Here is a 23682-nt window from a genome sequence, read left to right on the forward strand (position 1 = left end):
CGAGATGGGCCTTTCCCCAGTCGGCGATCAGATCGTAGTCGTCGCAATCGCAGATCGTGCCGCAGACGACCAGGAACAGCACTTCGCTCAGCGGATGGGCGACTCGCCACGGCTCGCGCGGGTCCTCTATGGCGGCAAAATGGTCCAGAAGCGCCTTCAGGCGCGGCTTCTCGAACCCCTCGAGGGCAGCAATGGTCATGGCGGGCGCTCCGAATCAATGAGCGCCCATGGAATCAGCCAATCGACAACAGCGAAAGCGCGTTAACCTGAGTTCGGAGCCCTGGCCCCTTGCCCGACATGGTTGACAAAACCTTTCGTTCATCCTCCGTTCAGGCGGGAAGTTCCATGAATGGCGTTCTTCCTCGGGGTGTTCCGGGCGTGGGGCCTGAAATCTCATGGAGAGTGCAATGAACTCGCTCTTTTCTTCCACAGTCAAATCCGGGCTGATAGCCCTGGGTCTCATCTCCGGTATCACCGTACCGTCCACCGCCGGCCCGATCATGCAGGCGGATCTCTCGATTCCCGCCAGCGCCGCTGCGCCGACGATCACGCCTGTCCGCGACAGCTGGGCGGGCGGCAATGACCGGCAGTTCAACAACTGGCAATGGCGTCGCCATGACGGCCGCCGTTTCTCAAGGTCGGGCAATTGGGACCGCGGTAACTGGAATCGCAGACACTGGAATCGCGGGGATGACTGGCGTTGGCGCCATCATCGCCGCCATTACCGCGGTGGCTACTACGACAATGGTGCGGGCGCCGCGATTCTGGGCCTGGGCCTGGGGCTCGGCCTCAGCAGCATGTACAACAATTACAACTACTACGACGCGCCGGCACCGCGCCGCTACTATCGTGCAGGGTCCAGCGCTCACGTCCGGTGGTGCTATAATCGTTACCGCTCGTATCGCGCCTGGGACAACACTTTCCAGCCTTATGGCGGTCCGCGCCGGCAGTGCTGGTCGCCCTATAGCTGATCGACTGATGCATTCCAAACGGCGCCGCCCTCGCGGCGCCGTTTTCCGTTCGGCCGGGCCCCGCCAAATTGTTTTCGCCGCCGCCGATGATAACGCTATGTTTAGCAGGCAGGCCTATTCATCTTGCCAATACGACCAGATATGCGACGATCGCCCGGGAATTGTGCGCGATGGCTGAAGAGGAAAACAGGAACAAACGCAGGCAGCGCGTCTTCAAGGGCGCGACGATCCTGACCGGCATGACCCATTCCGAGGTCACATGCACGGTGCGCAACATGCATGACGGCGGTGCCGAACTGAGGGTGTCGATCGATGCACGCGTGCCCGACGAGTTCCTGCTCTATGTGCCGACCGACGGCATCGCCTACAAGGCGGTGGTCCGCTGGCGCCGAGAAGACCGCGTCGGCGTGATGTTCACCGGTACGGAACGGAAGCCCCACTGGCACTACGGCTGAACACAGTGTTGGCGCCAGCGGGTCGCCCACCGGTTTGATGCTTCGACACAGGAAGCCCGCGCGCCCGCGGGGCGAAGCCCGAGGACGCGCAAGGAAACGAACGATCAGTTCTTGGCCTTGTCGACCAGCTTGTTCTTCGAAATCCACGGCATCATCGCGCGCAGTTTGGTGCCGACTTCCTCGATCTGGTGGCTGTCGTTGATGCGGCGGATGCCCTTGAAGCGCGACATGCCGGCACGGTATTCCTGCATCCACTCCGAGGTGAACTTACCGGTCTGGATGTCCTTCAGCACGCGCTTCATCTCGGCCTTGGTATCGGCGGTGATGATGCGCGGGCCCGAAACGTATTCGCCCCATTCGGCGGTGTTCGAGATCGAGTAGTTCATGTTTGCGATGCCGCCTTCATAGATCAGGTCGACGATCAGCTTGACCTCGTGCAGGCACTCGAAATAGGCCATTTCCGGGGCGTAGCCGGCTTCCACCAGCGTCTCGAAACCGGCGCGGATCAGCTCGACCAGACCGCCGCAAAGCACCACCTGTTCGCCGAACAGATCGGTCTCGCATTCCTCGCGGAAATTGGTCTCGATGATGCCCGACCGGCCGCCGCCGACGCCGCAGGCATAGGACAGGGCCAGATCGAGCGCATTGCCCGAAGCGTCCTGGTTGACCGCGACCAGGCACGGCACGCCGCCGCCCTTCTGGTATTCGCCGCGCACCGTGTGGCCAGGCCCTTTCGGCGCGATCATGACGACGTCGACCGAGGCCTTCGGCTCGATCAGGCCAAAGTGCACGTTGAGGCCGTGGGCGAAGGCGATCGCCGCGCCATCGCGGATGTTCGGCGCAATCTCATTCTTGTAGATGTCGGCCTGCAGTTCGTCCGGCGTCGCCATCATCATCAGGTCGGCCCATTTGGCGGCCTCCGCCACGCTCATCACCTTGAGCCCGTCGGCCTCGACCTTCTTGGCGGTCGCCGAGCCAGCCTTGAGGCCGATGGCGATATCCTTAGCGCCGGATTCCTTGAGGTTGAGCGCGTGCGCCCTGCCCTGGCTGCCGTAGCCGATGATGGCGACCTTCTTGCCCTTGATCAGGTTGAGATCGGCGTCGCGATCGTAATAGACACGCATTTTTCTTCCTTCCCGTTTTGAATTCAGAGGCCTTGCGGCCCGGTTTTTGCTCCGTAAAGAGCGAGAAACTGCTGCGTTGCCCGGACGGCATCGCCGCCGATCGCCGCATCAGTCAATTCCAGCCGATCGCCGAGCAGAAGGCGAATCTGCACGTCGCGGGCGACCAGTCCGAAAAAGGTGCGGAACGCCGCTTCGGCATCCGAAAATTCGAGAAGTTCGGCTTGCCGACCGGCCTCCAGCACCGGCTTCAGGCGCCTGGCCAGCGCGAAGCGGCCGTTCTCCAGCACGATGGCGCCGAGATCATCCTTTCCAGAGCTGGCATGACTAACCGCCACACGGTTCAGCGCGATCGACGTGTCGCTTGAAATCACCTTGAGCCAGTCGGACGCAAAGCGTTCGAGGCTCGCCGTCAGCGAAGCAAGGTCGAGCCCCTTGCGGTCGACCGGCATCACCCGCACCTTGGAGGCCTGCCACTGCACCGTTGCCGTCAAAAGCCCGTCGCGATCGCCGAACCATTTGTAGAGCGTTTCCTTGGAACAACTCGCCCGCCGAGCCACCGCGGTCATGGTCAGGTGATCGCCCTCTTCGACCAGCAGGCGAAGTGCGGCGTCGAGGACGACTTTCTGCCGCTCCGTCAGCGCTTCGCCAGTGTCGATGTCGACGCTTGCCTGCAACAAACTCTTTTTCCTGCTCGATGACGGCAGCGCCCGCCCGTGCGTACCGTACGTTACGGTTCGGCTTATTGCGCAATCCGGTTCCCGGCGCAAGAGGGTCGACACACAAAATAGTCGGGAGCAGACGTGTAACACATGCCCAGGCAGGCTTTAGGTCAATCGCTGGCGGTTGGATGGCGAAGCCGCCTAAGCAGCCTCGATAATGCGTCGAGCTCGCTTGTCGAAAGCCTGGCGCCGACCAGTTCCGCGATCGATCGTCCGTAGACGGCCCACATGCGGCGGCGCGTCTCGCGCCCCTTCCCTGTAATGCGGATTGTCTGTCCTCGCCCGTCATCAGCAACCCTGAGCTTCTCGACCAGCCTGTCCGCTTCGAGCCGCGCCAGCAGCCGGGAGATATTGTATTGCGCAAACAGTGTGCGCTCGATCAGCTGGAATGGCCGCAACCCGCCCTCGCCCGCTTCGGCAAGCTCATGCAACACGTCGTACCAGGCAAGCGGCGGCAGGCCGCCGTCCTTCAGCGCGTCTTCGGCCCTTTCCACGAGCTGGCGCGAAACGCGCATCAGGCGGGCCCACGCCTTGATGGCTTCGGGCGAAGGGGTGGCTCTCTCCGACATGGTTGCAGCATAGGCGATAGATGCAGTTGCATCAAGATTGACAACTAGATGCAGATGCATCCATATGTAGATGCAATTGCAACTATATGCGGGAGAATGAAATGACCGACAAGCTCGTTATCGTCAGCCATCATCTCTGTCCCTACGTGCAGCGCGCCGCCATTTCGCTCCGCGAGAAGGGCGTGCCGTTCGAGCAGATCACCATCGATCTCGCCAACAAGCCGGCCTGGTTCAAGGCGATATCGCCGCTCGGCAAGGTGCCGCTGCTGCGCGTGCAGCAGAATGGCGAAGAAACGGTGATCTTCGAATCGGCGGTCATCCTCGAATTCCTCGAGGAAACGCAGGCCAGCCCACTCCACCCTGCCGACCCGCTGGCCCGCGCCCGGCATCGCGCCTGGATCGAGTTCGGCTCGGCCATCATCAACGCCATCGGTCGGTTCTATTCCGCACCGACCGAGGCCGCCTTCCTTGCCGAAAGCGAAGGTCTGTCGGCAATGTTCGATCGTCTCGAAGCGGAACTGGCGGCTGGCCGAACCGGACCATGGTTCGCCGGCGAAAGCTTTTCACTGGTCGATGCGGTCTATGGCCCAATCTTCCGCTATTTCGACGCCTTCGACCGGATCGGCGATTTCAGCATCCTGAGCGGTAAGCCGCTTGTCGAGGCCTGGCGGAAGGGATTGCACGAACGCAAGTCGGTGAACGACGCTGTCACCCCGGACTATCCACGGCGCCTTCATGCATTCCTGCAAGCGAAGGGTTCGCATCTTTCGAAAATCATCCGCCGCAACGATGCGGCCACTGCGCTTCCTTGGCCCCGATCCGCCTGAACGGATCGACCACCGTTCCAGCCACCATCGAGGCAAGGATACTTGGCATTGATGGTTTCACGCTTGGGTGTTGTCAAAAGCGGCGCGCGCGTCGCGCACGGCACCATGATTGCGCTCGGCCCACTGGAGCAGTTGATGCAAGGGCCCGAACATCGAACGGCCGAGATCGGTCAGACTATACTCGACGCTCGGCGGTTTCGTCGGGAACACCTCACGATGGACGTAACCGTCGCGCTGCAAATCATGCAGCGTCTGGGTAAGCATGCGCTGTGAGATGTCGGGCACCAGCCGCCGCAATTCGCCGAAGCGGTACGGCTTTTCGGCCAGCGCCATCATCAGCAGCGAACTCCATTTGTTGTTGATGCCCTGGATCACATCGCGAACCGGACAGTCCGCAATGTTTCCCCCGCCGCTGTCCGCTTTGTAGATCTCGAGCTTCGATCTCAGATTGACGATCTTGCTGTCCATCGCTGGTTCCCTGCACCTGCCTACCTCCCGCAAAACTGCCTTCTTTACGAGGGTCGGTCAATTCCTATTTTAGTGCTGGTCTCTTTTTGAGACTTATATAAGCACCCGCCGCTCCGGCGCAACGACAGGACTTCCCATGACCGAAACCCTTCTCGTCACCGGCGCCTCCGGCCAGCTCGGCCGCGGCGTCATCCATCATCTACTGGAAACGCTCAAGGTTGCGCCCGCGCGCATCATCGCCACCACGCGCAATCCGGAAAACCTCGCCGACCTGGCGGCGCGCGGTGTCACCATCAGGCAAGCCGATTTCGATGACACAGCGTCGCTCGTCGACGCATTCAACGGTGCCGACAGGGTCCTGATCATCTCGACCGGCGAGATCGACCTCGGGGGCAAGCGCCTCAAGCAGCATGAGAATGCAGTCGCAGCTGCCAAGAAGGCCGGCGTTTCGCATCTGCTCTACACCTCGATGCCCAATCCTGAGCCGGGATCGCCGGTGCTGTTTGCCGGCGATCACTACGGCACCGAGCAGGCGATCAAGGCGAGCGGCATCCCCTACACGATCTTCCGCAACGGCTGGTACCAGGAGAACCTGTTCATGTCGCTGCCGCACGCCATTGCCTCTGGATACTGGTATACATCCGCAGCCGACGGCCACATTGCCCATGGCGCCCGCGACGACATGGCCGCAGCGATCGCCGCCGGTCTTGCATCGGGCGCTGTCGAAAGCACCACATACACGCTGACGGGTCCGCAGGCCCATACGGTCGCCGAGATCGCGGCCCTGGTGACCGACGTCACCGGCAAGCCCATCGAGGTCGTCCAGCTTTCGGATGAAGCGCTGACCGAGGGACTGATGGCGGCGGGCATTCCCGAAGGGTTCGCCCCCATCATCGTTTCCTTCGATACCAACACGCGCTCCGGCCGTATCGGCATGGTGACCGACGCGATCGAGACGCTTTCAGGCAAGAAGCCGCAATCGCTCAGGCATTTCCTCGAGGCGAACAAGGCAGCTCTGGCTGGCTGAAGACGCAGAGGTTCTGACAGAGGCCGTGTCTTTCGACGGGCACGGCCTCTCGTCTATATAGCCACCTGCGTTCCTATCTCGACCACACGTCCGGTCGGGATCTGGAAATACTCGGTCGCATCCGCCGCCGTGCGCGCCAACCCGATGAACAGCTTGTCCTGCCACACCGGCATGCCGGAATTGGGTGACGCCTTGAGTGAGCGCCGCGACAGGAAAAAGGAGGTCGTCATGATGTCGAACTTCCAGCCTTGCTTGCGGCAGATCGCCAGCGCACGCGGTATGTTGGGCTGCTCCATGTAGCCGAAGGTCAGCGTCACCCGCATGAACAAATCGTTGATCGTCTCCATCTTGACCCGGTCGCTGTCTGGCACGAGAGGCTGCTGCGCAGTGACCACCGACAGGATGACATTCTGTTCGTGCAGCACCTTATAGTGCTTCAGGCTGTGCATCAGCGCGGTCGGCGCGCTTTGCGGGTCGCTGGTCAGGAACACGGCCGTGCCGGATACCAGCTGCGGCTTCTTCTTCAACAGATTGCCGGCAAGGAAATCGAGCGGAATCTCGTTCCTGCGCGTCTTGTCGAACAGATAGCGGCTCCCACGTATCCAGGTTCCCATGATGAGCCCCATGATGCAGGCAACAGCGATCGAAACCCATCCGCCCTCCACGAATTTCACGGCATTTGCCAGGAAGAAGCCGGTATCTATCGTGCCAAAGAGCAGCGCGAGCGCTGCGGCGAGTGCGACCTGCCATTTCCATTGCCACCGCATCACCACGAATAGCAAAATAGTCGTCATCAGCATCTCGCCTGTCACCGAAATTCCATAGGCGGAAGCCAGGGAGCTCGAACTGCCAAAGCCGACGACCAGCAGCATCACGCCGAGCGCGAGAATGAGATTCACGCGCGGCATGTAAATTTGGCCGAGCTGCATCTCGGACGTATGCTGAACCTCGATTCTGGGCAGAAGATTGAGCTGCACCGCCTGCCGGGTCAGCGAAAACGCCCCAGAGATAACGGCTTGGCTGGCGATGACGGTCGCGGCTGTTGCGAGCGCGACCATCGGTATCAGTGCCCAATCTGGCAGCATCTGGAAAAACGGATTGTCGGGCAGCCCACCATGAGCAAGAACGAATGCGCCTTGCCCAAAATAGCTGAGTAGCAAGCAGGGGAAGACGATCCAGAACCAGGCGAGCACGATTGGACGGCGACCGAAGTGGCCGAGATCGACGTAAAGCGCTTCAGCACCGGTGACCGCCAGAAAAACCGCGCCGACCGTAAGAAATGCGCCCGTTTTGGCTTCGGCAAGGTAGACGACCGCATAGTAGGGGTTAATTGCCAAAAGTACCGACACATCGTCAAGAATATGCACCAATCCGGCAATGCCGATCGCCAGAAACCAGAGTGCCGTCACCGGCCCGAAAACGGAGGCCACTCTACCGGTCCCGAAGCGCTGCACGGCAAACAGGATGGCAAGAATCACCAATGTAATGGGAACCACGTATGGATCGAACGCCGGCGTCACGACGCTCAGGCCTTCCACCGCTGAAAGCACCGAGATGGCCGGCGTTATGATCGCGTCGCCGAAAAACAGTGCGGCTCCGCAGAGACCAATGCCAAGAATGATGCTGGAACCAGCCGGATAAGCTTTCCGGGCCAGCGCCATAAGCGACAGGGTACCGCCCTCACCCTTGTTATCCGCCCGAAGCACGAAGGCGACGTACTTGATTGTCACGATAATCGTCAGTGCCCAGACGATCAGCGACAGAATGCCCAGAACGGCGCTGCGCGGATCGGTGCCGGACGAAGCATGCAGCGCTTCGCGAAGCGCGTAGATCGGGCTGGTGCCGATGTCGCCGTAGACAACGCCCAGCGCGCCCAGCATCAAGACCTTGGTGCTGTGCTTTTCGACCTCAGGATGGCTCGATTGTTCGACGGGTTCTGCCTCACTACCAGTGTTGGTAAGGGCCATAGGCGACACTCCGATAAGCGGGCGGTGCTCTACGCTTGCTGCGATGCAATATCAAGTGCCCCAACGTGATGGCTGCCATGTCCGCAATGCGAGGCTTCCATCTCTACCACCCACAAGCCTTCAGGTATCTCTTGACCGTACCTGCCATGCCATACTCCAACGCATCGGCTGTCAACCCGTGTCCGATCGACACTTCGGCCAATGCCGGGATGCGCTTTGCCAGTGCCGGCAGGTTCGCCACCACCAGATCGTGGCCGGCATTGACCTGAAGTCCGGCGGCAAGCGCGGCGTCAGCGGTTTTTCCCAATCTTTCCAGCTCTTTCTCCGCTTTTGCAGAATCGGAATGATAGCTGCCATACGGCCCCGTGTAGAGCTCGATCCGGTCGGCGCCGGTGTCGCGCGCGGCCCTCACGCCTGCCGGATCCGCATCGGAAAACAGCGACACGCGAACGCCGCCTTTCTTCAGGCGCTTGACGATCGGTTTCAGGAACGCAGCCTCGGCGGCGAAGTTCCAGCCATGGTCCGAAGTGGCCTGGGCGGGGTCATCGGGCACCAGCGTCACTTGCTCCGGCTGGTGCTTTTCCACAAGCGCCAGGAATTCCTCGCTCGGATAGCCCTCGATGTTGAATTCAGCCTTGTGGAATTCGTCATCGATCAGCGCCCTGATCTCCGGCAGGTCGGAATGCCGGGTGTGCCGCTCATCGGGCCGCGGATGCACCGTCAGCCCATGCGCCCCCGCGGCCAGCGCCAGACGCCCGAGCCCGATGACGCTTGGCCACGGCAGGTCGCGCCGGTTGCGCAGCATGGCGATGGCATTGAGATTGACGGAGAGTTTTGCGGGCATGGCTTTTCGGGTCCGGATGTATTTGCGGCCATCTATACCGCCTTTGGCGGGAACAGACAGGGGGTTTCCGGTGTTCCAGAAGGGCGGATAATGTCCAGCAAGAGGAAGGCCCCGTGAATTATCTTGAAGAAGTGCCGGCCGTTCGCCGCATCGACACCGACCGCGACGACCTTTTCGCCATCGACGTGGTTGGCCATGTCGCGGCGGCCGACGCGGAAAACCTGTTCGGATTGCTGGAGGCGGCTTATGCGCTGCACCCGAAAATCGACGTGCTGGTGCGCCTGATCGACCATGACGGCGTCGATTGGGCCGATGTGTCGGACGAAACGCTCGAACAGGGCACGGCCCATGCCGTGGAGCATGTCGGCCGCTGCGCGGCGGTCGGCGAACCGAACTGGGTGCCCGACGCGCAGGGTTTGCTGCCTGCTTCGTTGCCCGTCGAACTCAGGCATTTCGAGAGCGAGGATGAAGCGGCCGCCTGGCAATGGCTCGAAGCCAGGCCGATAGTCCCGCGGTAACGCAGTCGATCGGCCTATCTGACAATCGTCAGCCGCTCGGCCGCGCGTGTGATTGCGGTGTAGAGCCAGCGCTGGCGGGTTTCCTTGAACGCCCAGCTTTCGTCGAAAAGCACGATCTCGTTCCATTGCGAGCCTTGCGCCTTGTGCACGGTCAACGCGTAGCCGTAGTCGAAATCGTCGAAGCGCTTTTTCTGCTGCCAGGGAATGTCAGCGTCCGGATCCTCGAACGCCGCCTTGAGCAGCTTGATCTTGGCGACGCCGCGGTCCGGGTCGTCCTCCTCCGGCGAAACCAGGAGGTTGATGCCGGGCTTTACCGTCTCGCGCGACGAGGTCATCACCTTCCACAGCGAGCCATTGAGCAACCCCTTGGCCGGGTCGTTGCGCAGGCAGACGAGCTTGTCTCCGGCCTGCGGGTAATCGGAATTGAACCCCTTCAGTTCGCGCAGCCGCTGGTTATAGCGACGCCGCGTCCTGTTGGTGCCGACCAACACTTGGTCCGCCTTCAGCACCAGTTCCTGGGTGACGTCTTCCTTGCCGATCACCTGCGCCGTGCCGTAGTCGCCGCGCATGAATTCGCGGCCCTCGCGCACGTCGAGCGCCAGCCGGATGATCGGATTGTCGCGCGCCTGCCGGTGGATTTCGGTGAGCAGGATATCCGGCTCATGGTCGGTGAAGAAGCCGCCGCCCGAGATCGGCGGCAACTGGCCGGGGTCGCCGAGAACAAGGATCGGCGTGCCGAAACTCATCAGGTCGCGGCCAAGCTGTTCATCGACCATCGAGCATTCGTCGATGACCACCAGTTTCGCCCGCGAGATCGGGCTCTGCCGGTTGAGCGAAAAGGTTGGCGACATCGAGGTCTTGCCGGTCACCTCGTCCGACACCGATTCCTCACCCTTCGGCCGGTAGATCAGCGAATGGATGGTACGGGCGTTCACCGCGCCCTTGGAACGCAGCACTTGCGCCGCCTTGCCGGTGAAGGCTGCGAACTGCACCTGGCCGTCGACATGCTCGGCGAAATAGCGCGCCAGCGTCGTCTTGCCGGTGCCGGCATAGCCGAACAGCCGGAAGAGCTGCGGCCGGCCTGTCTTGAGCCAGTTGGCGACCGCTTTCAGCGCATCGTCCTGTTGAGGAGAGAATTCCATCAGCGCGAGAGACCGGATTCGCGAGGGAAAGACAAGGTCGGCCGTCACCATCGATGCTATCGTTCGCACCATGGCACCGCGATAAATCAGGCTATCAGGCAAGGATCGGAACGTAAAGAGAACAAAAGATCGGTCTCGCCACGACCTATCCGATCCGGCCGCCTCGACCTTCGGTCGGGCTGGGATCGTTCTGCAGCAGGACTGGCTTGCCATGCGGTGTTGCATGCGCGGCGCGTTCCCAGGCAGCGGCAAGCGCATCGACGTCGCCCTTGCCGGCAACGCCTTTCGCCGACAGCAATTTTTCCAGCGCCGCCAGCCAGTGTTCGTAATAGTCATGGCCGTCGCTTGCGGCACCGGGCCTCTTGACCTCGGCGGACAAGGCATCCGCCCATTCGCTCCAGGAAAACAGACCCTTGTCGTGCAGCGCGACCGTCATGGCGAAGGCTGTCGCTTGCCATGGCTCGGCGAACACCGGCGCATCGACGCCCGCCGGCAGCATGGCAGCGTGTGAGTTCGCCTCACGCCGGTTCAAGATAGCTCTCCCAGGCGTCGATCGATATTGTCAGCGTCGGGTCGGCGCCCTCGCCCCAGATCTCCGCGCCGTCGAAGACCACCGTATAGACCCATTGCGGGTTCTCGCCCTGGCCGTGCGCATTGTCATCGGGAAAGACAAAACCGTCGCGCACCGCCTCGACGACGCCTTGCTTGCCGCGTGCGTAGCGTGGCAGCCGCGTATGGCCGGTCGGATGAAAATTCTTCGTCCGCACGAGGTCGCCTGGCCCAAATCGCGCCGGCGTGGCAACCGGCCGGTCGCATGGGCCGCCCTTGGCCAGCACATCAGGCACATTCTCCGCCTTCAGCACCCGCTTTGGCGTCGTCGCTGGATCGACTGCCTTGCCCGCGGCCAGATCGCGTTCGCTGACGAAACCATGGCGCTTGAGCAGGGTTTCCAGCGCCTTGATCCAGATCTGGTAGTAGCTCGAGGAATAGTAGTCGGCGGGGTGCAGCGATTCGCGCGCATGCCGGCTTTCGTCGATATTCCAGGCGCCCATGGCGCCAGCGCACAGCGTCACGCCAAGCGCCCGCCTTTCCCAGGCGGCATGGAAATACGGCTCGTCCTTTTCGGGCGCGACCGAACCGAACCCCATCTGCCCGCCGAGATCCTGCGGCCCGTTCATGCCGGCACCCGCGCCAGTCCGGTGCCGATCATCGCGTCGCGCGTCACCAGATCCGCCAGCCGCTCCTCGCTCCAGTCCTCGGTGCCCTTCGGCCGCATCGGCACGACCAGATAGCGCAGCTCGGCGGTCGAATCCCATACCCGGATTTTTGTCGTTGCCGGCAAGGTCAGCCCGAATTCCTCGAGCACGCCGCGTGGATCGATAACCGCGCGCGAACGATAGGGCGGCGCCTTGTACCAGACCGGCGGCAAGCCGAGCACCGACCACGGATAGCACGAGCACAGCGTGCAGACGACAAGGTTGTGCGTGTCCGCCGCGTTGAACACGGCCTGCATGTGCTCGCCCTGCCGGCCGGTGTAGCCGAGCGAACCGATCGCAGCCGTCGCGTCGCGTTTCAGCCAGGTGGCAAAGTCAGGGTCGACCCACGCCTTCGCCACCACCTTGGCGCCGTTGCGCGGACCGATTTTTGTCTCGTAGGTGTCGACGATCACGTCGATCGCGGCCGGATCGATCAGCCCTTTCTGGGTGAGGATCGTCTCCAGCGCCCGCACCCGTGCGGCAAAAGGATCAAGCTCGTTGTCGTGGTCGTGATCATGGGACATGGGGTCAAATTACGATCGCGAGCCCCCGGCCGCAAGCGCGACGGCTTGGGCCAGCATAGGGCGAAACCAACGACCTCGCGGCGGCATGTTCCGCGGCCGCCTTCTGCGGCTCGTTCAGCGTTCAGGTGTGTTGAGATTCAAGGTCAGGCCGAGCCAGTTTCGAAGACAGGCGCGAAGCGGCCAAAATGATGGCTTCCGAAACGAAACGGAACGGAGCGTATAGTTTGGTACCAGAGTACCGTAAGCGCATTGCAGGCCGGCATCATCTGATATCAATGCACCTAGCGCAGCATCGGCCATAGCGTCGCCGCCAGCAATACGCCCATGGCGATGTTGAACCATTTCAGCCGCGCCGTATCCGACAAAAAACCGCGCAGCGCCGTGCCGAAACCTGCCCACACCGAAACGCTCGGCAGATTGACGATGGTGAAGGCTATCGAGATCAACGCCACCGACAGGAACGGGTGCTCCGGATTGGCGTAGACGGCCATGGCGGTGATCGCCATTACCCATGCCTTGGGATTGACCCACTGGAAAGCCGCCGCGTCGATGAAGCGCATCGGTCGCGCCTTGGTCTCGCCCTTACCACTGAGCGAACGCGACCTGGCGATCTTCCAGGCGAGATAGAGCAGGTAAGCGCCACCCGCGATCTTCAATCCGGTATGAAGAACCGGAAATGCCGTCAGCACCGCACCTAGACCAAAGCCCACGGCAAGCAGCAGCACGAGGAAGCCGATGCCGATGCCGAGCATGTGCGGAATGGTTCTGGCGAAGCCGAAATTCACGCCGGAAGCCAGAAGCATGAAGTTGTTCGGGCCCGGCGTGATCGACGTCACGAAGGCGTAGACCAGCAGAGCGAAGAATGCGTCGGGGGTCATGGCTTCCTCTCAATTAGGTCAGCATTATTGTCCTTTTACGACAGGCGTACAAAAGCCACCCCACGGCTGCAGCTGGGCCAGACGATCAGGATCTCAAGCGAGAGATATGCGCCGCGCCAGGGCGTCGTTTGGGAGAACCCAACGCTCGAAAAAAGACGGGCGCAGGACGACTACATCCCCTGCGGACCGCGGTTCATCGCCGCCACGCCGGTGCGGCAGATCTCCACCAGGCCGAGCGGCTTCATGATGGCGATAAACTGGTCGAGCTTGGAGCCCTTGCCGGTGATCTCGAAGATGAAATGCTCGGTGTTGGCGTCGATGACGCTGGCGCGGAAGGCGTCGGCCAGCCTCAGCGCCTCGACGCGGGCTTCGCCGGTGCCGGCTACTTTCACCAGCGCGAGTTCGCGCTCCAGCGGCCGTTCCTGGCCGAGCTCATGCGAGCGCACGGTGAGATCGACGACACGGTGCACCGGCACGATGCGCTCGAGCTGGTGCTTGATCTGCTCCAGCACATGCGGCGTGCCGCGCGTCACGATGGTGATGCGCGACAGGTGCTTCTCATGCTCGGTTTCGGAGACCGTCAGGCTCTCGATATTGTAGCCGCGTCCGGAAAACAGGCCGATGACCCGGGCAAGCACGCCCGGCTCATTGTCGACCAGCACGGAAAGCGTGTGGTTTTCCGGTCTTTCCGTCTCCTTGGCGATGAAGTAGGCGGAACCGGTGGGTTGAAGGTGCTGTGCGTTCATGACATGAGTCTCGATTTCAAACTTTTGAGCTAATTCTCTGTTTCCGCACGGCTTCTCCCGACAAGCCCTGCCTCGGCTTGGGCGTTACACCAGTTCCCTGCCCTTGGCGTCGATGGCGTTGGCCACCGCCTCGTCCGTCGCCTCGTCGGGCAGCAGCATCTCGTTATGGGCCTTGCCTGACGGGATCATCGGGAAGCAGTTGGCGAGCGTGGCCACGCGGCAGTCGAAGATCACCGGCTTCTTCACCGAAATCATCTCCTTGATCGCGTCGTCCAGCTCGTCCGGCTTCTCGCAGCGGATGCCGTGGCCGCCATAGGCTTCGGCCAGCTTGACGAAGTCCGGCATCGCCTCGGTGTAGGAATGCGACAGCCGGTTGCCGTGCAGAAGCTGCTGCCACTGCCGCACCATGCCCATATACTGGTTGTTGAGGATGAAGATCTTGATAGGCGCTTCGTGCTGCACCGCCGCGCTCATCTCCTGCATCGTCATCTGCACCGAGGCGTCGCCGGCGATGTCGATGACCAGCGCATCCGGGTGCGCGATCTGCACGCCAAGCGCCGCCGGCAGGCCGTAGCCCATCGTGCCCAGCCCGCCAGAGGTCATCCAGCGGTTCGGCTTCTCGAAATGATAGTGCTGCGCCGCCCACATCTGGTGCTGGCCGACCTCGGTGGTGATGTAGGTGTCCATGTCCTTGGTCAGCGCATAGAGCCGCTGGATGGCGTATTGCGGCATGATCACGTCGTGATTCATCTTGTAGGCGAGCGAATCCCGCGCGCGCCATTTCGCGATCTGCTCCCACCACGGGTGGAGCGCCTTCTTGTCGGCCTTGGCGGTCGCCCGCCACAGCCGCACCAGATCCTCCAGCACCCGGCCGACATCGCCAAGGATCGGCACGTCGGTATGGACGTTCTTGTTGATCGACGACGGATCGATGTCTATATGGATCTTCTTCGAGTTTGGCGAGAACGCGGTGAGCCGGCCGGTGATGCGGTCATCGAAGCGCGCGCCGATGCAGACCATCACGTCGCAATCATGCATCGCCATGTTGGCCTCATAGGTGCCGTGCATGCCGAGCATGCCCATCCAGTTCTTGCCCGACGCCGGATAGGCGCCAAGGCCCATCAGCGTCGAGGTGATCGGGAAGCCGGTCAGATCGACCAGCTCGCGCAGCAAATGGCTGGCCTCCGGGCCGGAATTGATGACACCGCCGCCCGTATAGAGGATCGGCCTTTTGGCGCCGGCCATCAGTTCGACCGCCGCTTTGATCTTCTCCAGATCGCCCTGGACCTTCGGCTGGTAGCTCGTGCGCGGCGCCGTCTGCGGCGGCACATAGATGCCCTTGGCGAACTGCACGTCCTTCGGGATGTCGACGACGACCGGACCGGGACGCCCGGTCGTCGCGACATGGAAGGCCTCGTGGATGATTGCCGCGAGCTCGTTGACGTCCTTGACCAGCCAGTTGTGCTTGGTGCAGGGGCGCGTGATACCGACCGTGTCGCACTCCTGGAAAGCATCCGAGCCGATCAGCGAGGTCGGTACCTGGCCGGTCAGGCAGACCAGCGGGATCGAATCCATCAGCGCATCCTGCAGCGGCGTCACCGCGTTGGTGGCGCCCGGCCCCGAGGTCACCAGCATGACGCCGGCCTTGCCGGTCGAGCGCGCATAGCCCTCCGCCGCGTGGCCCGCGCCCTGCTCGTGACGGACGAGGATGTGCTCGACCTCGTCTTGTTGGAAGATTTCATCATAGATCGGGAGAACCGCGCCGCCCGGATAGCCGAAAACATGCTTGACGCCATTGTCCTTCAGCGCCTGCACCACCATTTCGGCGCCAGTCATTTCGGATCTTGGCATTTCGCGCCGCTCGTTCTGTCCACTGCTCATCGGTCTGGTCCCGTACTGTCCGCCATCGGCGATTGCTGGTCGTTTAGTCGTGTTTCGGGCAATAAAAAAGGCCCCCAAGGGAGCCTGTGTCTTGCGCATGGGAGGTTTTCGCCCGGCGGTTACACCGCCTTGCCCACGCGCCTTCCTACTACGAGAATGAGTGCCGTTTTCATTGTGGCGGACAATAGAATTGGTTTTGCGCCGCTGTCAACGGCGAATGTACGCTTGGCTCACCGCTTGTGGGCCAACTCAAGACCCACATCCGCCCTTGAACAACCCGCGCGGCCTCTCGGCCGCGCGGGTCTTCCGTTTCAGGCCCTGAGCACCACGCCTCTCGCCTTGGCCCAGCGCTCGACGATCTTGCGCTCCTCCAGCGAGGCGAGACGATTGCTAAAACCACGCATCTGCACCGCACGGTTTTGCGGGTCGAGCTCGATCGTCAGCAACCGCTCGATCTTGCCGAGCGCTGTGCGTCGCAGCACCCAGATCGAGGCGTTGCCGGCGATGCATTTGGCCGCATACATCGAGACGCAATGATGCATCGCCCGGCTCTCGGCAACTAGATCCTCGGCTGTCTTCAACTGGCGAACAAAGAAACGCTCGCCATGCGCCTTCGCCTCCTTGGCCGATGGCTGCCAGTCCCAGTCCTCGAGGCGCGAGCCATCCCAGGCGCGGCCCTGCGACTGCATTGCGGCAGTACGCGGAGCCCGCCCGGCAGCGCGGCGGCGCATTGCCTCGATGCGTTCGATCGCGGCAATGTCGCGGTGCAATTCCAACATCTGCCGACGCAGCGAGGCGAGTGTGCGACCCTTCAGGCTGTACGCTGCATCGCGCTGGTGCATCGCGCCGATATAGTCGCACAGATCGTCGATCTCCTCCTTCGACGCCGGATGCCCGCAGAAAAATCGCGTCACCTCGCGCCAGAAGACCAACTCCCCGCGCGGCGTGCGCGCGATTTTGGTCCGCGCAAGTCGGGCCGCCAACCCCGGATCTTCCGTATAGGACCGGGCGATCGCCAACCAAAACGCCTCGTCGAAGGTGAAATCGCCGGACACGTTCAGGAAGCAATGCACCTCCTTGCGGGACAGCCAGGCATTGGCACCCGCCTTGTAGAGCGAGTCGCCACGTGCAACCGCGATATACCACGCCTTACGGAGCGCAATCCCATCGGCATCCAGCCCCGAACTGTCCAGCCAGATGCCCTCGAGCGCGGCCGAAACCGGGTAGCGCGCATAGAGATGGCGCGCCGCAGCCAGTCGCAAGCGCGCGCGGTCGCGCGTCTTCAGCTTTGGACGCCACAGCGCGCCGTCGCGGATCGCCAGACCAGCAAAGCCCCGGCGTGCTTCGTCAAGCGCCCGCTCGAAATCCGGAGCGGGACGCGGGACGGCAGAAACCCGCCGCAGCGTTACGGCATATGCTTCAATGCGTTCGCGCTCGGCTTCCTGCCTGCGCTGGATCATGGACTTCGCCATGGCCGTTCTTCCTGATTGGGCCCCTGTCAGCCGCACGCAATTCCAGCGTCGGCACGGAATGTGTCGATCTGGATTGCCGGGTCATTGACAGGTCTCCTTTCAGGACGAAGGGTTAGAATGGGCGGCTTCCATAAGCTCACAGCAAACTTGAGGCAAGGGCCATTCTTTCAACATTTACGATGGTGTGATGGGGTGTTGCAAAGGTGCATCTTTGGTCTTCAGGCAGCCACGATCGTCGCCGGAGAACTCTCGGCTCCCCGGTGCGCGCGAAATGTGGGCGAATGGTTCGCCGCCGCACGGACCAGCGCATGCCACAGTTTTTGCGATAAGCCATTGAAACCGCGCCAGACTATTTGACGACGTGACGCGGCGCTTTTGCCGCGATACTCCGATCGACGGGCTGGGAGGGTCCGGCAAAGCCACAATGACGACCAGGACTTCACGGGAGGAAATTTGATGCTCGACAAGGCTCCAGCCAAGAAACTGTCCGACCTGCTCGACCAATTCGGCGCAGCGCTTAGCGCCGGCGACATCGACAAGGCGGTCGGGTGCTTTCAGGAAGACTGCTACTGGCGCGACCTGGTGACCTTCACCTGGAACATCAAGACCATGGAAGGTCGCGACCAGGTGCGCGACATGCTGGTGAGCCAGTTGGCGAAGACAAAACCTTCGAATTGGGCGCTCGCCAAGGGCGAGGACGCCAGCGAAAGCGGCGATCTGCTGGAGGGCTGGATCAGCTTCGAAACGGAAGTTGCGCGCGGCTTCGGCCATATCAGGCTGAAGAACGGCAAAATCTGGACGCTGCTCACCACCATGGTCGAGCTGAAAGGGCATGAGGAAGCCGCCGGCTTCGCCCGGCCGTTGGGCGCCAAGCATGGCCACGGAAAAAACCGACCGACCTGGAAAGAAGAGCGCGAGAAAGAGGCGGCTGAACTCGGCTTCAAGACGCAACCCTACACGCTCATCATCGGCGGCGGCCAGGGCGGCATCGCACTCGGTGCCCGGCTGAGGCAGCTCGGCGTGCCGACCATCATCGTCGAGAAGAACGAGCGTGCCGGCGATTCATGGCGCAAGCGCTACAAGTCGCTCTGCCTGCACGACCCGGTCTGGTACGACCATCTGCCCTATATCGACTTCCCTCGGAACTGGCCGGTCTTCTCGCCCAAGGACAAGATCGGCGACTGGCTGGAAATGTACACCAAGGTCATGGAGCTGAATTATTGGTCCTCCACCGAGGCAAAGAGCGCCACCTATGACAACGAGAAAAAGGAATGGACGGTCGTCGTCCATCGTGACGGCCAGGACATCACGCTGAAGCCCAAGCAGTTGGTGCTGGCCACCGGCATGTCGGGCCGGCCTAACCTTCCGAAGTTCAAGGGCATGGAGAATTTCAAGGGCGATCAGCACCATTCCTCGAAACATCCCGGTCCGGACAAGTATATCGGCAAGAAGGTCGTCGTTATCGGCTCGAACAATTCCGCGCATGACATCTGCGCCGCACTCTGGGAAGCCGGCGTCGACGTCACCATGGTGCAGCGATCGACCACGCACATCGTCAAATCAGACACGCTGATGGATATCGGGCTGGGTTCGCTCTATTCGGAGCAAGCCTTGCAAAACGGCATGACCACCGCCAAGGCCGATCTCATCTTCGCCTCGCTGCCCTACAAGATCCTGCACGAATTCCAGATCCCGCTCTACCAGGAGATGAAGAAGCGCGATGCGGCATTCTACGAGGGACTGGAAAGGGCCGGCTTCATGCTCGACTGGGGTGACGACGGTTCCGGCCTATTCATGAAGTATCTCAGGCGCGGCTCCGGCTACTACATCGACATCGGCGCCTCACAGCTGATCATCGACGGCGCCATCAAGCTGAAGAGCGGCGTCGATGTGGAGGAGATCAAGGAACATTCGGTCCTGCTCAGCGACGGCACCGAGCTGCCGGCCGATGTCATCGTCTATGCCACCGGCTATGGCTCGATGAACGGCTGGGCGGCGGAGCTGATCTCGAAAGAGGTCGCCGACAAAGTCGGGAAGTGCTGGGGCCTCGGCTCGAACACCACCAAGGATCCCGGCCCCTGGGAGGGCGAACAGCGCAACATGTGGAAGCCGACGCAACAAGAGGCGCTCTGGTTCCACGGCGGCAACCTGCACCAGTCACGCCACTATTCGCAGTTCCTGTCGCTGCAGTTGAAGGCACGGCATGAGGACATCGAGACGCCGGTCTACGGGCTGCAGCGGGTCCATCACAAGGGATAGGACGCGACGCCTAGCTTGGCTTGTGGCTGATATCTTTATCTGGAGCGGCGGCGCTTACGGGCCGCCTTGATCTCGGTGATGCGCATGGCATCTTCTTCCTGCAGGTGGTGCCCGCGCTCCAGCAGTTCGAGCGTGTATTCCTCATAGGTCAGGCCCAGCCGCTCGGCCTTGTCCAGCCGCATCAGCATGACGTCACGGCTTGGCGCCTTCCAGGCCTTGGCATGAGCAGCCTGCCAGGCAAGGAAGATGTAGGCGTCGCCCTCGCCCCATGGCGGGCCATCATAGTCGTCGAGAGGCGGACCGCCATTGTCGGTGCGTTTCGGGCGACGCACCATCGCCTCAGCCTCTGGCCAGTGCGACCAGGTAGTCGGCGGCGTCCGGTCCGGGAGCGTGGAAGGCGCAATCCGACGGCGCGCCAAGCGCCAGGCAGTCGCCGGGTTCAAGACTGTGCACGATATCACCCTCGGTGAATTCCAACCGTCCGGAAATCAGCCAGATCTGCTGTCTGATGAAGGCATAGGATGCTGCCGGAAAACTTACCTTGGCTCCCACCGGCAACTGCACTCTGATCAGCTCGAGCGGCATGTCGGAGACCGGCGAAAGATGCCGCCTGATATAACCCGTGGCGGGATCGCGCCAGACCGGCTGATCGCTTTCGCGAAGCAGCCCACCGCCTTGCAGCTCGGCCCGTGCGATGAGGGTGGAAAGCGTCATGCCGAAGGCCGCCGCGATGCGCACGAGAAGCGCTGCGGTCGGGCTCGTCTTGCCGCGCTCTATCGTGCTGAGCATGGCTTTCGACACGCCGGAGCGATCCGCGAGCTCCGCCAGCGACCAGCCCCTCAAGGCTCTTTCGGAGCGTATTCTCCTGCCGATGGTCGAGGAGATATTGTTCGCTATATCATTCATTAATCCAGTATATTGAATTCACGGAGTCGAGCAAGAGGCCCGTTTGAGTCAATTTTCGCGAATGGCTTAACGGCCCCTACACCATCCGACCTCACCCCACCTTAACCCCGTCGGCGTAAAGTCGATCGCCTGGGGAATGGGAACACAGCCTGGCCATGTTCATCGACCGCGAAGTCTCCGTCGGAGAGCCGACATCGCAGGAGCGCCGCAAGGCCGACCAGAGCGACAAGCGCGTTCTGGGCAATGTCGTGCAGTGCGACGGCGCGCGCGCGACCATCAGCGCCTATGCCGACGATGTCGAAGGCACGGTCACCGGCCTTTGGACCGTCGGCAAGATGATCTCCATCAATCTTGGCACAACGCGAACCGTCGGCCTGGTCTACGAGATCGGCAAGTCGGATCGCGCCTGGAGCGATGAGGGCCAGAACCCGATCGAAGTCAGCATCGAGCTCATCGGCGAAGTGCGCGACGGCGCCGAGCCCGGCACCCAGCCGATCTTCGATCGCGGCATCACCACCTATCCGCATATCGGCGCCATCGCTCACCGCATCCGCAGCCGCGACCTGCAAGCGGTCTATGATCTCGCCGGACGTCATTCGATCACCATCGGCACGCTTTCACAGGACGAGGCGATCGACGCCAACATCGCCATCGACGACACGCTGGCGCGCCATTTCGCCATTGTCGGCACCACCGGCGTCGGCAAATCCACCGCCGTCTCGCTGCTTTTGCGCAAGTCGATCGCCGCTCGACCCGACCTGCGTGTCCTCATCCTCGATCCGCACAATGAGTTCGCCGCGTCCCTGCCCGAACACTGCGTCAAGGTCGATTCGACGACGCTTGACCTGCCCTTCTGGATGTTCAGGCTCGAGGAATTTGCCGAAGTGCTGTTTCGCGGGCGCGAGACGGTGCCGGAAGAGGTTGATGCCTTGCGCGATCTCATTCCCGCGGCCAAGAACCTGTATCGCAACCCGAATTCGGCTACCTATCTCAGGCGCGGCGTCGATGCGCTGACCGCGGACACGCCGGTGCCCTATCGCGTTGTCGATCTCATCAAGCAGATCGACGAGCGCATGGGATTGCTGGAAAGCAAGAACGACCGCCCCACCCTCAAATCGCTGAAGACGCGCATCGAGTCGGCGGCCTCGGATCCGCGCTATCGCTTCATGTTCAACTCGCGGCTGATCGAGGACACCATCCACGAGACGATCGGCAATATTTTCCGCGTGCCGCACCACGGCCGCCCGGTGACCTGCTTCGAGATGGCCGGTATGCCGTCGGAGGTGGTCAATTCCGTCTGTTCGGTGCTGGCGCGCCTGGCCTTCGACCTTGCGCTGTGGAGCGAAGGCCGGCTGCGGCTGCTTGTGCTGTGCGAGGAGGCGCACCGCTACATGCCGGCCGATCCGCGCCTCGGTTTCGCGCCGACCCGGCACGCGCTGTCGCGCATCGCCAAGGAAGGCCGAAAATACGGCTGCTACCTCGGCGTCGTCACCCAGCGTCCGGGCGAGCTAGATCCCACCATCCTGTCGCAGTGCTCGACCTTTTTCGCCATGCGGCTTGCCAATGAGCAGGACCAGGCGATCATCCGCTCGGCGATCGCCGATTCCTCGGCCTCGACGCTGGCATTCCTGTCCTCGATGGGCCAGCGTGAAGCCATCGCCTTCGGTGAAGGCGTGGCGACGACCATGCGGCTGAAGTTCGAGAAGCTATCCGAAGGCCTGATTCCCGGAACGATCAAACGGGAAGAAGCCAAGCCGTCCGAGGACGGCAACGATGTCGACCTGGCGGCGATCGTCGAGAGGCTGCGCAACGTGCCGAAGCCGCAACAGGCGATGGCTTTCGCCGAAGTCGTTGACACCAGCAGGCAGGCCGGCGATCCCGACTATCGTAAGCCGCCCGTCGCGCGCGTCCAGCCCGACGACGATTTCGACATGCGCTATGGCCTCAAGCCGGCGACCTTCGGCCTGCGCCCGCAAAACGATTGAGCGCCGCGTCAAACTTCTGAGATTGCGGCCTCGCTGGCCTACTTGGGTAAATCCCGCCAGGAAATTCGTCAGGCTGAGTCGGATGCTGCCATTTTCGAGAACCGGAGCGGAGCCTACTTAAAGTACGCGAGCACCGGCCTACGCCGGCCGCAGCCTTAGCTGCCACGACGCTCATTAATGGCTTCGGCCGGCGAAGGCCGGAAGCGCAGAAAACGGCGGCAGGCGGCCAGCCTCACGAATTATTTCCTGGCGGGATTTTAGGCGCAGACGCGGTTGCGGCCCTGCCTCTTTGCTTCATAAAGCTGGCGGTCGGCGCGGCGATAGAACTCCTCGGCCGTTTCCTTGCGGTCCCAGACGGCAAGACCGACGCTGGTGGTGATCTTCAGGCGAACATTGCCTGACAGTATCGACATGTTGGCGATCGCCTTGCGGATGCGCTCGGCGAATTTGGACAGAAGGTCGGCATCCATGTTGGGCGTGACCACGGCGAACTCCTCGCCACCCAGGCGCGCCACCACGTCGTGATAGCGCGTCATGTCCTTGAGACAGTTGGCGACCGCCCGCAATACCTCGTCGCCGACATCATGTCCGTGGGTGTCGTTGACCTGCTTGAAATGGTCGAGATCAAGAATCATCAGCCCGACCGGCTTCTCGATACGACGGAATTCCTCGAGATACTCCCTCAGCGCATCGTCGAAATAGCGCCGGTTCTGCATACCGGTCAGGCCGTCGGTCAGCGCCGCATGCTCAAGCGTTTCCGAACGGGCGCTGAGCGAAACCGTCATGGCGCGAAGCTTGCCTTCTTCCGTGGCCTGCTTGCGGATCAGCGGGTAGATGAAGAATACGCCGAAGAACAGCGCGGTTGCCAGAAGCACGCCGGTCGCGAACAGCAACTTGTTGAGGTAGGAGATCTGCTCGACCCGGTCCGGTGCGCTGACGCCGTCGGCGAAGGCTTGCAGAAGCGCATAGGCGTGCAGCGTCACCAGGCCAGCGGCAAGGATCACAAAAATGAAGACAAAAAAGGCTGATTCCGCCTTGTGGAAACGCATCTGCCCGCCGTTGGAAGATTCCTACGGACGTTATGGCATGGAGGGCCTTACGGACGGTTAACTTTGGACAACTTGGGCGGGAGTCTCCCCGCAAG

25 protein-coding genes are annotated in these 23682 nt (G+C 62.0%); 7 read left to right on the forward strand and 18 right to left on the reverse strand.

What is annotated here, in order from left to right; genetic code table 11:
* Positions 1–199, reverse strand: a 199-nt coding sequence (locus IQ26_RS19220; protein ID WP_420846400.1) for a transposase family protein, incomplete at its 3' end; no start/stop codon positions are given.
* A 208-nt stretch (positions 200–407) separates the two neighbouring features.
* Here IQ26_RS19220 and IQ26_RS19225 point away from each other — a divergent pair.
* Together IQ26_RS19225 and IQ26_RS19230 are read left to right on the forward strand one after the other, a co-directional pair.
* Positions 408–971, forward strand: coding sequence for a BA14K family protein (locus tag IQ26_RS19225; RefSeq protein ID WP_145719936.1), 564 nt, complete (start codon positions 408–410; stop codon positions 969–971).
* A 170-nt stretch (positions 972–1141) separates the two neighbouring features.
* A complete protein-coding gene (locus IQ26_RS19230) occupies positions 1142–1426 on the forward strand; it encodes a PilZ domain-containing protein (RefSeq protein WP_145719937.1) in 285 nt (94 codons plus the stop codon).
* Positions 1427–1530: 104 nt separating this feature from the next.
* Here the strand turns inward: IQ26_RS19230 and ilvC are convergent, their stop codons facing one another.
* The 3 genes from ilvC to IQ26_RS19245 all read right to left on the reverse strand — a co-directional run bounded on the left by ilvC (position 1531) and on the right by IQ26_RS19245 (position 3838).
* Positions 1531–2550: a ketol-acid reductoisomerase gene (ilvC, locus tag IQ26_RS19235; protein ID WP_145719938.1), complete on the reverse strand. Its 1020-nt coding sequence runs from the start codon at positions 2548–2550 to the stop codon at positions 1531–1533.
* Between the two features lie 23 nt (positions 2551–2573).
* On the reverse strand, positions 2574–3224 hold the full coding sequence (locus tag IQ26_RS19240; protein WP_407660325.1) for a TetR/AcrR family transcriptional regulator: 651 nt from the start codon (positions 3222–3224) through the stop codon (positions 2574–2576).
* Positions 3225–3379: 155 nt separating this feature from the next.
* The gene (locus tag IQ26_RS19245; protein ID WP_145719939.1) at positions 3380–3838 is read right to left on the reverse strand and encodes a MarR family winged helix-turn-helix transcriptional regulator; all 459 of its coding nucleotides are present in this window, start codon (positions 3836–3838) and stop codon (positions 3380–3382) included.
* A 101-nt stretch (positions 3839–3939) separates the two neighbouring features.
* Between IQ26_RS19245 and IQ26_RS19250 the strand changes: the two genes are divergently transcribed.
* Complete coding sequence (locus tag IQ26_RS19250) at positions 3940–4665, forward strand: glutathione S-transferase family protein (RefSeq protein ID WP_162458015.1); 726 nt, start codon at positions 3940–3942, stop codon at positions 4663–4665.
* Between the two features lie 57 nt (positions 4666–4722).
* On the opposite strand, the gene IQ26_RS19255 is transcribed toward IQ26_RS19250, so the two are convergent.
* A complete protein-coding gene (locus IQ26_RS19255; RefSeq protein ID WP_145719941.1) occupies positions 4723–5133 on the reverse strand; it encodes a winged helix-turn-helix transcriptional regulator in 411 nt (136 codons plus the stop codon).
* A 136-nt stretch (positions 5134–5269) separates the two neighbouring features.
* On the opposite strand from IQ26_RS19255, the gene IQ26_RS19260 reads away from it, so the two are divergent.
* On the forward strand, positions 5270–6160 hold the full coding sequence (locus tag IQ26_RS19260) for an SDR family oxidoreductase (protein WP_145719942.1): 891 nt from the start codon (positions 5270–5272) through the stop codon (positions 6158–6160).
* A gap of 53 nt (positions 6161–6213) precedes the next feature.
* Here IQ26_RS19260 and IQ26_RS19265 read toward each other — a convergent pair whose 3' ends face one another.
* Both IQ26_RS19265 and IQ26_RS19270 read right to left on the reverse strand, forming a co-directional pair.
* Positions 6214–8127 (reverse strand): potassium transporter Kup, encoded by a 1914-nt coding sequence (locus IQ26_RS19265; protein ID WP_145719943.1) that lies wholly within the window; start codon positions 8125–8127, stop codon positions 6214–6216.
* Between the two features lie 103 nt (positions 8128–8230).
* The gene (locus IQ26_RS19270) at positions 8231–8971 is read right to left on the reverse strand and encodes a pyridoxine 5'-phosphate synthase (protein WP_145719944.1); all 741 of its coding nucleotides are present in this window, start codon (positions 8969–8971) and stop codon (positions 8231–8233) included.
* 113 nt (positions 8972–9084) lie between these two features.
* Between IQ26_RS19270 and IQ26_RS19275 the strand changes: the two genes are divergently transcribed.
* Positions 9085–9489: a SpoIIAA family protein gene (locus tag IQ26_RS19275; protein WP_145719945.1), complete on the forward strand. Its 405-nt coding sequence runs from the start codon at positions 9085–9087 to the stop codon at positions 9487–9489.
* 14 nt (positions 9490–9503) lie between these two features.
* On the opposite strand, the gene IQ26_RS19280 is transcribed toward IQ26_RS19275, so the two are convergent.
* The 8 genes from IQ26_RS19280 to IQ26_RS19315 form a co-directional block, all read right to left on the reverse strand.
* On the reverse strand, positions 9504–10631 hold the full coding sequence (locus IQ26_RS19280; protein ID WP_145720033.1) for an ATP-dependent DNA helicase: 1128 nt from the start codon (positions 10629–10631) through the stop codon (positions 9504–9506).
* Positions 10632–10776: 145 nt separating this feature from the next.
* Positions 10777–11130, reverse strand: coding sequence for a nitrile hydratase accessory protein (locus IQ26_RS19285; RefSeq protein WP_145720034.1), 354 nt, complete (start codon positions 11128–11130; stop codon positions 10777–10779).
* A 19-nt stretch (positions 11131–11149) separates the two neighbouring features.
* Positions 11150–11809, reverse strand: a complete 660-nt coding sequence (nthB, locus tag IQ26_RS19290; protein ID WP_145719946.1) for a nitrile hydratase subunit beta — start codon at positions 11807–11809, stop codon at positions 11150–11152.
* Positions 11806–12411 carry a nitrile hydratase subunit alpha gene (gene nthA, locus IQ26_RS19295; protein WP_145719947.1) on the reverse strand — a complete coding sequence of 202 codons (606 nt, stop codon included), beginning with the start codon at positions 12409–12411 and terminating at the stop codon, positions 11806–11808. Before nthA ends, nthB begins: the two co-directional genes overlap by 4 nt.
* Before the next feature lie 281 nt (positions 12412–12692).
* Positions 12693–13289, reverse strand: a complete 597-nt coding sequence (locus tag IQ26_RS19300; RefSeq protein ID WP_145719948.1) for a LysE family translocator — start codon at positions 13287–13289, stop codon at positions 12693–12695.
* A 170-nt stretch (positions 13290–13459) separates the two neighbouring features.
* On the reverse strand, positions 13460–14035 hold the full coding sequence (gene ilvN / locus IQ26_RS19305) for an acetolactate synthase small subunit (protein ID WP_145719949.1): 576 nt from the start codon (positions 14033–14035) through the stop codon (positions 13460–13462).
* Between the two features lie 84 nt (positions 14036–14119).
* Positions 14120–15916 (reverse strand): acetolactate synthase 3 large subunit, encoded by a 1797-nt coding sequence (locus IQ26_RS19310; RefSeq protein ID WP_145719950.1) that lies wholly within the window; start codon positions 15914–15916, stop codon positions 14120–14122.
* A 311-nt stretch (positions 15917–16227) separates the two neighbouring features.
* The gene (locus IQ26_RS19315) at positions 16228–17388 is read right to left on the reverse strand and encodes a PcfJ domain-containing protein (protein ID WP_145719951.1); all 1161 of its coding nucleotides are present in this window, start codon (positions 17386–17388) and stop codon (positions 16228–16230) included.
* 456 nt (positions 17389–17844) lie between these two features.
* Here IQ26_RS19315 and IQ26_RS19320 point away from each other — a divergent pair, with 456 nt between their 5' ends.
* Positions 17845–19647 carry an NAD(P)/FAD-dependent oxidoreductase gene (locus tag IQ26_RS19320; protein ID WP_145719952.1) on the forward strand — a complete coding sequence of 601 codons (1803 nt, stop codon included), beginning with the start codon at positions 17845–17847 and terminating at the stop codon, positions 19645–19647.
* A gap of 35 nt (positions 19648–19682) precedes the next feature.
* Here the strand turns inward: IQ26_RS19320 and IQ26_RS19325 are convergent, their stop codons facing one another.
* Together IQ26_RS19325 and IQ26_RS19330 are read right to left on the reverse strand one after the other, a co-directional pair.
* Entirely contained in the window at positions 19683–19982 is a 300-nt protein-coding gene (locus tag IQ26_RS19325) for a hypothetical protein (RefSeq protein ID WP_145719953.1), read from the reverse strand.
* Between the two features lie 4 nt (positions 19983–19986).
* The gene (locus IQ26_RS19330; protein WP_145719954.1) at positions 19987–20553 is read right to left on the reverse strand and encodes a helix-turn-helix domain-containing protein; all 567 of its coding nucleotides are present in this window, start codon (positions 20551–20553) and stop codon (positions 19987–19989) included.
* 155 nt (positions 20554–20708) lie between these two features.
* Here IQ26_RS19330 and IQ26_RS19335 point away from each other — a divergent pair, with 155 nt between their 5' ends.
* Positions 20709–22538, forward strand: coding sequence for an ATP-binding protein (locus tag IQ26_RS19335; protein WP_145719955.1), 1830 nt, complete (start codon positions 20709–20711; stop codon positions 22536–22538).
* Positions 22539–22795: 257 nt separating this feature from the next.
* Here IQ26_RS19335 and IQ26_RS19340 read toward each other — a convergent pair whose 3' ends face one another.
* Entirely contained in the window at positions 22796–23587 is a 792-nt protein-coding gene (locus tag IQ26_RS19340) for a GGDEF domain-containing protein (RefSeq protein WP_145719956.1), read from the reverse strand.
* Positions 23588–23682 lie beyond the last annotated feature (95 nt).

The organism is Mesorhizobium tianshanense (assembly GCF_007830515.1).
Taxonomy (GTDB): domain Bacteria; phylum Pseudomonadota; class Alphaproteobacteria; order Rhizobiales; family Rhizobiaceae; genus Mesorhizobium; species Mesorhizobium tianshanense.

Bases quoted from the DNA above. Each gene is read 5' to 3' on its own strand.
- IQ26_RS19225 (WP_145719936.1), top strand. From the start codon at position 408: ATGAACTCGCTCTTTTCTTCCACAGTCAAATCCGGGCTGATAGCCCTG.
- IQ26_RS19230 (WP_145719937.1), top strand. From the start codon at position 1,142: ATGGCTGAAGAGGAAAACAGGAACAAACGCAGGCAGCGCGTCTTCAAG.
- ilvC (WP_145719938.1), bottom strand. From the start codon at position 2,550: ATGCGTGTCTATTACGATCGCGACGCCGATCTCAACCTGATCAAGGGC.
- IQ26_RS19245 (WP_145719939.1), bottom strand. From the start codon at position 3,838: ATGTCGGAGAGAGCCACCCCTTCGCCCGAAGCCATCAAGGCGTGGGCC.
- IQ26_RS19250 (WP_162458015.1), top strand. From the start codon at position 3,940: ATGACCGACAAGCTCGTTATCGTCAGCCATCATCTCTGTCCCTACGTG.
- IQ26_RS19255 (WP_145719941.1), bottom strand. From the start codon at position 5,133: ATGGACAGCAAGATCGTCAATCTGAGATCGAAGCTCGAGATCTACAAA.
- IQ26_RS19260 (WP_145719942.1), top strand. From the start codon at position 5,270: ATGACCGAAACCCTTCTCGTCACCGGCGCCTCCGGCCAGCTCGGCCGC.
- IQ26_RS19265 (WP_145719943.1), bottom strand. From the start codon at position 8,127: ATGGCCCTTACCAACACTGGTAGTGAGGCAGAACCCGTCGAACAATCG.
- IQ26_RS19270 (WP_145719944.1), bottom strand. From the start codon at position 8,971: ATGCCCGCAAAACTCTCCGTCAATCTCAATGCCATCGCCATGCTGCGC.
- IQ26_RS19280 (WP_145720033.1), bottom strand. From the start codon at position 10,631: ATGGAATTCTCTCCTCAACAGGACGATGCGCTGAAAGCGGTCGCCAAC.
- IQ26_RS19285 (WP_145720034.1), bottom strand. From the start codon at position 11,130: ATGCTGCCGGCGGGCGTCGATGCGCCGGTGTTCGCCGAGCCATGGCAA.
- nthB (WP_145719946.1), bottom strand. From the start codon at position 11,809: ATGAACGGGCCGCAGGATCTCGGCGGGCAGATGGGGTTCGGTTCGGTC.
- nthA (WP_145719947.1), bottom strand. From the start codon at position 12,411: ATGTCCCATGATCACGACCACGACAACGAGCTTGATCCTTTTGCCGCA.
- IQ26_RS19300 (WP_145719948.1), bottom strand. From the start codon at position 13,289: ATGACCCCCGACGCATTCTTCGCTCTGCTGGTCTACGCCTTCGTGACG.
- ilvN (WP_145719949.1), bottom strand. From the start codon at position 14,035: ATGAACGCACAGCACCTTCAACCCACCGGTTCCGCCTACTTCATCGCC.
- IQ26_RS19310 (WP_145719950.1), bottom strand. From the start codon at position 15,916: ATGAGCAGTGGACAGAACGAGCGGCGCGAAATGCCAAGATCCGAAATG.
- IQ26_RS19315 (WP_145719951.1), bottom strand. From the start codon at position 17,388: ATGGCGAAGTCCATGATCCAGCGCAGGCAGGAAGCCGAGCGCGAACGC.
- IQ26_RS19320 (WP_145719952.1), top strand. From the start codon at position 17,845: ATGCTCGACAAGGCTCCAGCCAAGAAACTGTCCGACCTGCTCGACCAA.
- IQ26_RS19325 (WP_145719953.1), bottom strand. From the start codon at position 19,982: ATGGTGCGTCGCCCGAAACGCACCGACAATGGCGGTCCGCCTCTCGAC.
- IQ26_RS19330 (WP_145719954.1), bottom strand. From the start codon at position 20,553: ATGAATGATATAGCGAACAATATCTCCTCGACCATCGGCAGGAGAATA.
- IQ26_RS19335 (WP_145719955.1), top strand. From the start codon at position 20,709: ATGTTCATCGACCGCGAAGTCTCCGTCGGAGAGCCGACATCGCAGGAG.
- IQ26_RS19340 (WP_145719956.1), bottom strand. From the start codon at position 23,587: ATGCGTTTCCACAAGGCGGAATCAGCCTTTTTTGTCTTCATTTTTGTG.